Origin of the sequence: Tropicimonas omnivorans (genome assembly GCF_031846565.1) — a bacterium.
In the GTDB taxonomy this organism is placed as follows: Bacteria; Pseudomonadota; Alphaproteobacteria; order Rhodobacterales; family Rhodobacteraceae; genus Tropicimonas_B; species Tropicimonas_B omnivorans.
Genome location: NZ_JAVRHL010000002.1, coordinates 148918 through 159390, shown reverse-complemented (window position 1 = coordinate 159390; position 10473 = coordinate 148918). Strand labels below are relative to the sequence as shown.

The 10473-nt window shown below is 66.7% G+C and carries 14 protein-coding genes and 1 tRNA gene; 5 read left to right on the top strand and 10 right to left on the bottom strand.

Features of this window, described 5'->3' with window-relative positions:
• Positions 1–12: 12 nt before the first annotated feature.
• The 7 genes from rplL to RM543_RS06025 all read right to left on the bottom strand — a co-directional run bounded on the left by rplL (position 13) and on the right by RM543_RS06025 (position 3610).
• Positions 13–393, bottom strand: coding sequence for a 50S ribosomal protein L7/L12 (gene rplL, locus RM543_RS06055; RefSeq protein WP_311690011.1), 381 nt, complete (start codon positions 391–393; stop codon positions 13–15).
• Between the two features lie 71 nt (positions 394–464).
• On the bottom strand, positions 465–983 hold the full coding sequence (gene rplJ / locus RM543_RS06050) for a 50S ribosomal protein L10 (protein WP_311690010.1): 519 nt from the start codon (positions 981–983) through the stop codon (positions 465–467).
• 271 nt (positions 984–1254) lie between these two features.
• Entirely contained in the window at positions 1255–1977 is a 723-nt protein-coding gene (gene rplA, locus RM543_RS06045; protein WP_311690009.1) for a 50S ribosomal protein L1, read from the bottom strand.
• A 3-nt stretch (positions 1978–1980) separates the two neighbouring features.
• A complete protein-coding gene (rplK, locus tag RM543_RS06040) occupies positions 1981–2433 on the bottom strand; it encodes a 50S ribosomal protein L11 (protein WP_311690008.1) in 453 nt (150 codons plus the stop codon).
• 106 nt (positions 2434–2539) lie between these two features.
• On the bottom strand, positions 2540–3073 hold the full coding sequence (gene nusG / locus RM543_RS06035) for a transcription termination/antitermination protein NusG (RefSeq protein ID WP_116086915.1): 534 nt from the start codon (positions 3071–3073) through the stop codon (positions 2540–2542).
• Positions 3074–3211: 138 nt separating this feature from the next.
• The gene (gene secE / locus RM543_RS06030) at positions 3212–3403 is read right to left on the bottom strand and encodes a preprotein translocase subunit SecE (RefSeq protein WP_311690007.1); all 192 of its coding nucleotides are present in this window, start codon (positions 3401–3403) and stop codon (positions 3212–3214) included.
• 131 nt (positions 3404–3534) lie between these two features.
• Positions 3535–3610, bottom strand: a tRNA-Trp gene (locus RM543_RS06025).
• Between the two features lie 97 nt (positions 3611–3707).
• Between RM543_RS06025 and RM543_RS06020 the strand changes: the two genes are divergently transcribed.
• Positions 3708–4574, top strand: a complete 867-nt coding sequence (locus RM543_RS06020) for a hypothetical protein (RefSeq protein WP_311690006.1) — start codon at positions 3708–3710, stop codon at positions 4572–4574.
• A gap of 57 nt (positions 4575–4631) precedes the next feature.
• On the opposite strand, the gene RM543_RS06015 is transcribed toward RM543_RS06020, so the two are convergent.
• From RM543_RS06015 to RM543_RS06005, 3 genes are all read right to left on the bottom strand, one after another.
• Positions 4632–5282 carry a CatB-related O-acetyltransferase gene (locus tag RM543_RS06015; RefSeq protein ID WP_311690005.1) on the bottom strand — a complete coding sequence of 217 codons (651 nt, stop codon included), beginning with the start codon at positions 5280–5282 and terminating at the stop codon, positions 4632–4634.
• A 213-nt stretch (positions 5283–5495) separates the two neighbouring features.
• Positions 5496–6671: an elongation factor Tu gene (gene tuf, locus RM543_RS06010; protein ID WP_311690004.1), complete on the bottom strand. Its 1176-nt coding sequence runs from the start codon at positions 6669–6671 to the stop codon at positions 5496–5498.
• A 187-nt stretch (positions 6672–6858) separates the two neighbouring features.
• Positions 6859–7464: a hypothetical protein gene (locus RM543_RS06005; protein WP_311690003.1), complete on the bottom strand. Its 606-nt coding sequence runs from the start codon at positions 7462–7464 to the stop codon at positions 6859–6861.
• Between the two features lie 173 nt (positions 7465–7637).
• Between RM543_RS06005 and RM543_RS06000 the strand changes: the two genes are divergently transcribed.
• The 4 genes from RM543_RS06000 (at position 7638) to acpS (ending at position 10391) form a co-directional block, all read left to right on the top strand.
• A complete protein-coding gene (locus RM543_RS06000; RefSeq protein ID WP_311690002.1) occupies positions 7638–8405 on the top strand; it encodes a pyridoxine 5'-phosphate synthase in 768 nt (255 codons plus the stop codon).
• A gap of 64 nt (positions 8406–8469) precedes the next feature.
• On the top strand, positions 8470–8952 hold the full coding sequence (locus tag RM543_RS05995; RefSeq protein WP_311690001.1) for a CAP domain-containing protein: 483 nt from the start codon (positions 8470–8472) through the stop codon (positions 8950–8952).
• A gap of 157 nt (positions 8953–9109) precedes the next feature.
• The gene (locus RM543_RS05990; RefSeq protein ID WP_311690000.1) at positions 9110–9580 is read left to right on the top strand and encodes a CAP domain-containing protein; all 471 of its coding nucleotides are present in this window, start codon (positions 9110–9112) and stop codon (positions 9578–9580) included.
• A gap of 406 nt (positions 9581–9986) precedes the next feature.
• The gene (gene acpS, locus RM543_RS05985) at positions 9987–10391 is read left to right on the top strand and encodes a holo-ACP synthase (protein ID WP_311689999.1); all 405 of its coding nucleotides are present in this window, start codon (positions 9987–9989) and stop codon (positions 10389–10391) included.
• The last annotated feature ends 82 nt before the right edge of the window (positions 10392–10473 follow it).

Genomic DNA, 10473 nt, shown 5'->3' with positions numbered 1-10473 from the left:
CCCGGCGCGTGATTACTTGACCTCGACCTCGGCGCCGGCAGCTTCCAGCTTGGTCTTGATCTCTTCGGCTTCGTCCTTGGAGACGCCTTCCTTGACGGCCTTGCCGCCAGCTTCGACGAGCTCCTTGGCCTCTTTCAGGCCGAGGCCCGTGATGGCGCGGACTTCCTTGATGACGTTGATCTTCTGACCGCCAGCGGCCTTCAGGATCACGTCGAACTCGGTCTTCTCTTCCTCGGCAGCGCCGCCGGCATCGCCGGCCGGACCGGCCATCATCACCGCGCCGCCGGCGGCGGGCTCGATGCCGTACTCGTCCTTGAGGATGGTTTTCAGCTCTTGCGCCTCGAGAAGGGTGAGACCCACGATCTCTTCGGCGAGTTTTTTCAGATCAGCCATGATTACTTTTCCGTTTGCTTAGATGTGTCCCGACGTTGCGGGGATCAACCCCGCGCCGGTCTCGCGTCGTCTCACGCGGCCTCGCCGCGCTCCTCGATGGTGCTGAGAATGCTCGCGATGTTCGAAGCGGGCGCGCCAATCGCACCGGCGATGTTCGAAGCGGGTGCGCCGATGCAGCCGGCGATGGAAGCGATGAGCTCCTCGCGCGACGGCAGTTTCGACACGGCTTCGACACCGGCCCGGTCGAGGGCCGACCCACCCATTGCACCGCCAATGACTTCGAACTTCTTGTTCGTCTTGGCGAAGTCCTCGACCACCTTGGCAGCTGCCACGGGGTCTTCGGAATAGGTGAGCACGGTCATGCCCGTCAGGTAGTCCGCAATGGAAGCAGCGGGCGTCCCCTCGAGGGCGATCTTGGCAAGCCTGTTCTTGGCAACGCGCACGGAGCCGCCGGCGTCGCGCGCACGCGCCCGGAGGTCCTGCATCTCGGCGACCGTGAGACCTTCGTAGTGGGAAACCACCACGACGCCAGAGCTTTCGAAGATCTGGCCGAGTTCCTCGACCACTTTCTCTTTCTGGGCTCTATCCACAGTTTTACTCCAAGTGTGAGGGACTTACGCCCCCCGGCTCAATTTGATCCCTTTGCCCTCGCGGGCTCAGGAACCGTTCGGGTCCGCACAGGGTCCCGATCCCAGATCGCCCGAGGAGCAGAAGCCCGCACGGAAATCTCGTCTCGGTTTCCCCGTCTCGGGAAGGAATTACCGGACCTTTCGGCCCCACCCTCCGTCTCGGACAGGACGAAGCCCTATGAGAAGGGCCCCGCCATTCGCGCCCCGCCCCGAAGGACGGGAGCGCGAAATCTCATTCGGCAGCCGTGGCCTGCTCCGGCGCCGCGAGGGCGGAGGAGATATCGACCGACACGCCCGGCCCCATGGTGGAGCTCAGCGACACGCGCTGCATGTAGGAGCCCTTCGCGCCGGCGGGCTTCGCCTTGGCGACGGCGTCCACGAAGGCGCGCACGTTCTCGATCAGCTTGGCCTCGTCGAAGGACGCCTTGCCGATGCCGGCATGGACGACACCGGCCTTCTCCACCTTGAACTGGACCTCACCGCCCTTGGCCGCTTCCACGGCCGCGGCGACGTCCGGCGTCACCGTTCCGACCTTGGGGTTCGGCATCAGGTTGCGCGGGCCGAGAATCTTGCCGAGGCGACCGACGATGGGCATCATGTCCGGCGTGGCGATGCAGCGATCGAAATCGATCTTGCCGCCCTGGATGCTCTCCATCAGGTCTTCTGCACCGACGATGTCGGCTCCGGCGGCAGTGGCCTGCTCGGCCTTGTCGCCACGGGCGAAGACCGCGACGCGGACTTCCTTGCCGGTCCCGTTCGGGAGGGAGACCTTGCCACGGACCATCTGGTCGGCGTGGCGGGGATCGACGCCGAGATTGACGGCGATCTCGATGGTCTCGTCGAACTTCGCGCTGGCGTTGGATTTCACGATGGAAACCGCTTCCTCGACCGCGATGTTCTCCTTGCCTGCCACGGACTCACGGGCAGCGCGGGTGCGTTTACCGATCTTTGCCATGACTTACCCTTTCACCTCGATACCCATCGACCGTGCGGAGCCGAGGATGATCTTCATCGCCTGCTCGACATCGGTCGCACTCAGGTCGCGCATCTTCGCTTCGGCGATCTCGCGCACCTGCGCGGTGGTCACCGTCGCGACGGTCTCGCGACCCGGAGCTTCGGCGCCCCGCGGACGGTTGCGCTTGCCCTGCGGCTTCAGGCCGGCGGCCTTCTTCAGATAGAACGACGCCGGGGGCGTCTTGATGTCCATCGTGAAGGACTTGTCCTGGTAGTAGGTGATCACGGTGGGGCACGGCGAGCCGGGCTCCATCTCCTGCGTCTTGGCGTTGAACGCCTTGCAGAATTCCATGATGTTGATGCCGCGCTGACCAAGCGCCGGGCCCACGGGGGGCGACGGGTTCGCCTTGCCGGCGGGGATCTGCAGCTTCATGGTGCCAGCCAGTTTCTTGGCCATGCCATTTCTCCTTACCAACCGGGGCCACGGCGCGCCGCGCCCCGTTCTTCGTTGTCGTGGTCCGGCCTCGCGGGCGCGCCCGCTCCGCCTCCCACGGCTCTCGACGTCAGGACGCTTTCGCGACCTGCGTGAATTCCAGTTCGACCGGCGTCGCGCGGCCGAAGATCGACACCATCACCTTCAGGCGCTGGTTGTCGTCGTCCACGTCCTCGACATTGCCGGCGAAGCCTTCGAACGGCCCATCGGTGACGCTGACCTGCTCGCCGATCTGGTAGCTGATGAGGGAGCGCGGTTGCTGCTCGCCCTCTTCGACGCGGTTCAGGATCTGGTTCACCTCGGCGTCGCGCATCGGCATCGGCTTGCCCTGCGCCCCGAGAAAGCCCGTCACGCGGTTGATCGAGCTGATCAGGTGATACCCGCGGTCGGTCATTTCCATGTGGACGAGCACGTAGCCGGGCATGAAGCGCCGCTCGGCGGTCACCTTCTTGCCGCGCCGCACCTCGATCACCTCCTCGGTCGGAACGAGCACCTCGTCGATCTCGTCCTCGAGACCGGCCGTCGCCACGTCGGTCCGGATCTGCTCGGCGATCTTCTTCTCGAAATTCGAGAGGACGCTGACCGAATACCACCGCTTCGCCATGACCCTGCCCTGTCTTCTTAACCAAGTTCCTCAAACGCAAAGCGGCGTGCTCCGCGAATCGATGCACGCCAGCCGCCGAATGAGGTTCGCGGTCCCTAGCGCCATGCGGCGGCCGGTTCAAGGCCCCCGCGAAAGATGTCAGCCGAAAATGGAGAGAACCGCCGTCAGTCCGGTGCGGATTCCCATGTCGATGAAAAAGAAGAAGATCGCCGCAAGGGTGGCCATGATGAGAACCATGATCGTGGTCAGCACGACTTCGCGCCGCGTCGGCCAGACGACCTTGGCGACCTCGTTGCGGGTCTGCTGGATGAACTGCAGCGGATTGGCCATGGACCGTCTTCTCTCCGTTTGCGCAGATTGAGCGTCGTGCCGCCCAGGTGCGCAGGTTGAGCGTCGTGCCGCAGGTACGGACCTGCTCCGCGAAATTCAACCCGCGGCGCCGCGGCGCGTGCGCGGCAAACTGGCAGGGGCAGAGGGACTCGAACCCACGACCCTCGGTTTTGGAGACCGATGCTCTACCAACTGAGCTATACCCCTAGGCCGGCTGTGGGCCTACGGCACCCACCGGGTGAAATCAAGCAGCTTTCGTCGCATTCTCTGGCGCGCTCTGCGGGTCCCTGCTACCCCGATGTCCATGGACGCTACGTTATCCCCGACAAATGACGAGGACCGGCTGCTGGCAGCCTTTGCGAAGGCCCCCTGGGAGGGCCTCGGACGCCGGGCGCTCGGAGATGCGCGGGCCGTGCCCACGATGCTCTCCGAGGCGGAACAGAAGCTCTATTACTGGCTTGCCGCCTTCTGGTGCGAGGGAGCGGGGGAGATCGTTGATCTTGGCTCCTTCGCCGGGGGCTCCACCGCCCGCCTCGCCGAGGGACACCGCGCCGCCGGGCTCGAGAGCGGGATCCACGCCTACGACCGCTTCACCGCTGACGAGAAGGTGAAATCCTCCATCCTCTACAAGCAGGGCATTGCGCCCTTCGAAGGGGAGGACATCCTGCCGCTCGCGCAGTCGCTGCTCGGCCCTTGGGCCCCCGCCATCACGTATCATCGCGGCGAGATCGACGAGATGACCTGGAGTGGCGGCCCCATCGAGATGCTCGTGATGGATGCCAGCAAGGCTGCGGGGACGATGGATGCGATGTCCGCCGCGTTCATGCCGCATCTCGTCCCGGGCCGCTCCCTGCTCGTCCAGCAGGATTACCTGCACTGGTCCCAGCCCTGGGTCCCGGCGCAGATGGAGCGCATGGCCAGCTGTTTCCGCCCGATCGCCCACGCCCCTCGCGACACGCTCGTCTTTCTCTGCACGGCACCGGTGACGAGCGATATCCTCGAAGCGGGGCGCACCGCGACCGCGCGCGACGAAGCGCTCCTCTCGGATCTGGAGACGGCTCGGGAGCGCTCCAGGGACTGGGGGCTGGCCGATCGCCTTCAGGAGACCATCGACGGACTTCGTGCCAACCCCGGCAAGCGCCGCGCATTCCAGTTCAAGCGGCCGGGATAGAGGGCGCGCCCGGGCGGGGCGCCTCGATATCACCCCCCGCCCACGCCTCGGCTCTCCTCACAGATTGACCGCGCGGGCCAGCCCGGCGACATCTCCCGACGCGAAGTGGGGGATGAGCTCCGCGATCTCTTCTGAAGAGCGGTCCCACCACGCGATCTTCATCAGCAGCGAAACCTCGTCCGGCGGATACCGCATCCGGATCACGCGGGCGGGATTGCCAGCGACGATCGCGTAGGGCGGGACATCCTTCGTGACGACGGACCCTGCCCCGACGATCACGCCGGCCCCAAGGGTGACGCCGGGCATGATCATGGCGTTGTGGCCGATCCAGCAATCGGGGCCGATCTCGGTATCCGGCAGGACCCCAAGCTCCGCCTTGAAGGCCGCCATCGTGTCCGGCGCGAAGATCGCAAAGGGATAGGTGCTGGGACCGGCCATCGGATGATTGGCGGAGGCGGTGACGAAGGTCGCCCCGTGGCCGACCTGTACGAACCGGCCGATCCGGAGACGCTCCGGCGCGCCGGGATAGAGGTAGGGTGCCAGCCGCGCGGCCCAGTCCTCCGGCGGATCGAAGCTCGAGGCGTAGGCATGATCGCCCACCTCGATATTGGGATGGTCGATGGCGGCGGCGAGGTGGACGAGCCCCTCGTGCGGTTCGCCGGCGAGGGTCAGCGGGTACATGGCCCGCGGATCGGAAAGGGTCGGCATGGACGGACTCCGTGCGTTGGCCTGAAAAGACGGCCCGTCTTCGGGGCCGGGGCGGATCAGATCGCGCGGTACTCCATGTCACCCTCCATCGTTTGCGGGTCCCACATTTGTGCTTCTGCCCCCGCAAAGGCAACCCCGCCAAAGGAAAACGGCCGCCCCCGAGGGGACGGCCGCCAAATCTCGTAGAGAAGCCTCAGGCCCCTCGCCTCTTGATCACTCGATGATCTTGGAGACGACGCCGGCGCCGACGGTGCGGCCGCCTTCACGGATGGCGAAGCGGAGCTTCTCTTCCATGGCGATCGGCGCGATAAGCTCGACCTCGAAGGACACGTTGTCCCCGGGCATCACCATCTCGGTGCCTTCGGCCAGCGTCACCGTCCCGGTCACGTCCGTCGTGCGGAAGTAGAACTGCGGGCGGTAGTTGGCGAAGAACGGCGTGTGACGGCCACCCTCTTCCTTGGTCAGGATGTACGCCTCGGCCTCGAACTTCTTGTGCGGCTTCACAGAGCCGGGCTTGCACAGGACCTGCCCGCGCTCAACGCCTTCACGGTCGATGCCGCGCAGCAGCGCGCCGATGTTGTCGCCCGCCTCGCCGCGATCCAGCAGCTTGCGGAACATCTCGACGCCCGTGCAGGTCGTCGTCCTGGTGTCGCGGATGCCGACGATCTCGATGGAATCGCCCACGTTGATCACGCCACGCTCGACGCGGCCCGTCACGACCGTACCGCGGCCGGAGATCGAGAACACGTCCTCGATCGGCATCAGGAACGGCTGGTCCACGGGGCGCTCGGGCGTCGGGATGTAGTCATCCACGGCGGCCATCAGCTCGCGCACCTTGTTCTCGCCGATCTCCGGGTTGTCGCCGTTCATGGCGGCAAGCGCGGAGCCCGAGATGATCGGGATGTCGTCGCCCGGGAAGTCGTAGGAGGACAGAAGCTCGCGAACTTCCATCTCGACGAGCTCGAGGAGCTCCTCGTCGTCCACCTGGTCGACCTTGTTCATGAACACCACGAGGCCGGGAACGCCGACCTGGCGGGCCAGAAGGATGTGCTCGCGCGTCTGCGGCATCGGGCCGTCGGCCGCGTTCACAACCAGGATCGCGCCGTCCATCTGCGCCGCGCCCGTGATCATGTTCTTCACGTAGTCGGCGTGGCCGGGGCAGTCGACGTGCGCGTAGTGACGCGCCTCGGTCTCGTATTCCACGTGCGCCGTCGAGATCGTGATCCCGCGCGCCTTCTCCTCCGGCGCGCCGTCGATCTGGTCGTACGCGCGGAAGTCGCCGAAATACTTCGTGATCGCCGCCGTCAGCGTCGTCTTGCCGTGGTCCACGTGACCGATCGTGCCAATGTTCACGTGCGGCTTGTTGCGTTCGAACTTCTGCTTAGCCATCCAAAGGCGCCTTCTCAATTATCGCGGGCGGCAACGCCCCACCGGGTTCAGGTCCGCAGGCGGGTTAAAGTCTCCGGACGGGGAAATCAAGCGCGTTCGACGGATCCCGCGCGCGCAGGGGCGCGCGGAGAAGGGTGGACCGGCCAAGCCCCGCCCGAGCCGGGCCGCCCCGCCTCCCTTGGAGACGTCAGTCGTCCGAGCTGTCACCGGTGGTCAGGGGCGCGATCGGCTCGGCACCGAACCATTGCCCGTTCTCCCGCATCCACCGCTCGATCAGGCGCGCGGCGTTCTGCGACAGGTTGCGCATCTGCTCTTCCTTCGACTGCGTGAGACCGGAGCCGACGACGGTCTCCCCCGACAGGCGCTCCAGCGCGACGATCTGCTTGGGCTCGGCGTTGAGCTTGGCCTGCGCGGCATCGTCCCAGACGCTGACCGAGACGACGAGCGCCGATTTCGGCGACAGCACGATCGGGATGCCGGGCACGGCGAGGGCGTAGCCGTCGATACTGGCCGCGACGTGGTAGAGCTTGTCGCCCTCGAACCGTCCGAAGCGCTGGTCCAGCGCCTCCTTGAGCGAAGCTTCCCACTCGTCCGGCGTCGCGGTTCGCGAGGGGCCGACCTTCTGCGCATTGTCGGCCACGACGATCGTGTAGCCAACGGCGAAGTCCCCGAGAGGCTCGAGCGGCTCGTCGAGGTCCTTGGTGGGCGAACAGGCCGAGAGGCCGGCGAAGAGCACGCCGGCGAAAAGGCCCCGGGACAGCGGGCGTATCATGGTCGAAAACGTCTGGCGCATGGCGTCTGGCGAAGCTCCCGCTTGGTCAATCAGGCCAAGTGGGCATAGCGTCTCCCCCACGTCCGCGCAATCTTGCGGGGCGAGCCGGAGGCCGATGTGATCCCTTTTCGCCTCCCGCCCGCTCGTCTAGGAACGCGGGCAGGCATGCGGCCCGGCAGACGGAAGGACACATCATGGCGACGACCGACAATCTGAGGCTCGGGGTCAACATCGATCACGTCGCCACGGTGCGCAACGCGCGCGGCGGCGGCGTTCCCGACCCTGTCCGCGCCGCGAAACTCGCCGAGGCAGCCGGGGCGGACGGGATCACGGCGCACCTGCGGGAGGACCGGCGGCACATCGCGGACGCCGACATCGATGCTCTGATGGCGGCGCTGACCGTACCGCTCAACCTCGAGATGGCCGCGACGGACGAGATGCAGGCCATCGCGCTTCGCCACAGGCCCCATGCCGTCTGCATCGTGCCGGAGAAGCGCGAGGAACGCACGACCGAGGGCGGGCTCGAGGTGGCGCAGGACGAGAACCGCCTCGCCCACTTCATCGCCCCCCTGCGCGATGCCGGCTCCCGCGTGTCGATCTTCATCGCGGCCGACCGCCGGCAGATCGAGGCGGCTGCGCGGATCGGCGCGCAGGTGGTGGAGCTGCATACCGGCGCGTATTGCGATGCCCACGCCGAGGGGCGCCTCGAGGATCGGGATGCCGAGCTGGCCCGGATAACCGACATGGCCGACCTCGCCCACGGCCTCGGTCTCGAAGTCCATGCAGGTCACGGTCTCGCCTACGACACGGTCGCCCCCATCGCGGCGCTGCCCGAGATCCGGGAGCTCAACATCGGTCACTTCCTCATTGGGGAGGCGATCTTCGTGGGGCTCGAGGAGGCTATCGGCGAGATGCGCCGCCGGATGGATGCCGCCCGCGCCGGACAGGCCCTCCGGTGGTAGCGGCAGGGGGCCGGGGTGACTAGGCTTGCCCGAAGAGGCAGGAAACCCCGGAGGTCTTCGTCCCATGCGCCATGCCGTACTCGCAGCCCTCGTGGGGCTCCTCTTGACGCTCTCCCCCGTCGCCCATGCTCAATCCGCCTGCACCTATCCGGCCAGGTTCGACGCGCTGATCGAGACCGTGACTGCGGAGCTTCAGGCCATCCGCACCCGTCAGGGCCTGCCCGCCCTCGTGCACGAGCCGCGCCTCTCCCGCGCCGCGATGTCGCACGCCTGCTGGATGGCGCGGACGGACACCCTCTCCCACCGGGGCGCGGGTCGTTCGCAGATGACGGACCGCATCGAAGGTGCCGGATACGCCCATTCCGGCGCCGCCGAGAACATCGCACGAGGGTACGACGCGCCGGAGGAGGTGCTGACAGCATGGATGCGATCGTCCGGACACCGCCGGAACCTGCTCAACCGCAGCCTGACGGAATACGGGCTCGGTTACGCCGTTGCGCCGAATGGAAGGCCTTATTGGGTCATTGTGATGGCACGCCCTCGCTAGCGCATTTCAGGCGGCATATTCCTGCCGGCCCTTCGGCATGATTCAGCACAATCTTAGGTTGACTTCGGGTCAGCGCTCGGCTGCGCTCATTCTTTTTTAAGAAGTCGACCTCATCCTCAAGTGGGACACAGAGAACCCCACTGCGAAGGACCCTCCCATGCCTCGCGCACTCAATGCCATCGGCGCCGCGATCTTCCTCTCCCTCGGCGCGACCCAAGCTGGCGCCTGCATCATTCCCTCCGAAGCGAACGCGCTTTCATCACGCGTGATGGATCTGGCCGACGGGTTGCGATCCCGCGTCGGTGCCGATCCGCTCAACCACGACCCGCGCCTCGCCGAGGCTGCACAGAAGCAGGCCTGCTGGGTCGCCCGGACCGGGAAGACAATCCATCGGGGCGCCGCCGGCGTGTCCTCCCGCGTCCGGCAGACGGGATACCGCTATACGCTTGCCGGCGAGAACCTCGCCTGGAGTTACGAGACCCCCGAACAGGTTGCCGCCGCCTGGATGCGCTCGCGGTCCCATCGGCAGGCCATGCTGGACGACCGCATGATGGAGGCCGGCGTCGCCGTCGCCGTGTCGGAGGACGGGATGCCCGTCTGGGTCCTGGTGCTCGGCCGCCCGATCTGACGGGCCGCGGCGCATTCCTTTAGCGTGGCGGGCAATGCCAGGTCCCGCCACACGGGAAAGGACCGAAGCCGGCAATTTGCGCCCGACGCTTCAGGCGCCGTTTCGTCGCACCGGCAAACCGGCCCCCCCGTGCCCTCGCCGGACCGCGAAGGTCGATCCATCGGCGAGGGAACGATACGAAGCCAGCTCCCGTGCCCGTCTCCGATATCACGGCGGCCTTCGTCATGCGTACGCCCCTCCCGGGGATGCGCCACCTGCAAGAGACAAAGAACGGCTTCGAACCTCCTCTCTGCGCGGCGGTCGACCCGCCACCGGATACGCGCGGAGAGTCCCGCCCCCTCGAGACCACGCCACCCGGATAGCGGCGCACTGGACGACCGGCGGATGCGCCCCTAGGACGCAGGCCATGATCCTGGGAATCGGCACCGATCTTGCGAATATCGACCGCATCGCGGCGACGCTGGAGCGCTTCGGCGACCGGTTCCGCAACCGTGTCTTCACCGAGACCGAACAGCGCAAGGCGGAGCGTCGGCGGGACACGGCCGGCACCTACGCCAAACGCTGGGCTGCCAAGGAAGCCTGCTCGAAAGCGCTCGGCACCGGCCTTCGCATGGGGATCGCCTGGAAGGACATGTCCGTCTCCAACCTGTCCACCGGACAGCCTGTCATGCATCTCACCGGCTGGGCCGCCGAGCGCCTTGCCGGCATGACGCCCGAGGGGCACGAGGCCATCGTTCATGTCACCCTGACCGACGATCACCCCTGGGCGCAGGCCTTCGTGGTCATCGAGGCGCGCCCGCGACCGACGTGACCCACGCGGCCGGCCGTCTTCACGCACGCCCGGGCCGCGCTTGACAGCCCAGCCCCTGCGGACCAAGAGACGCGAAACCCCG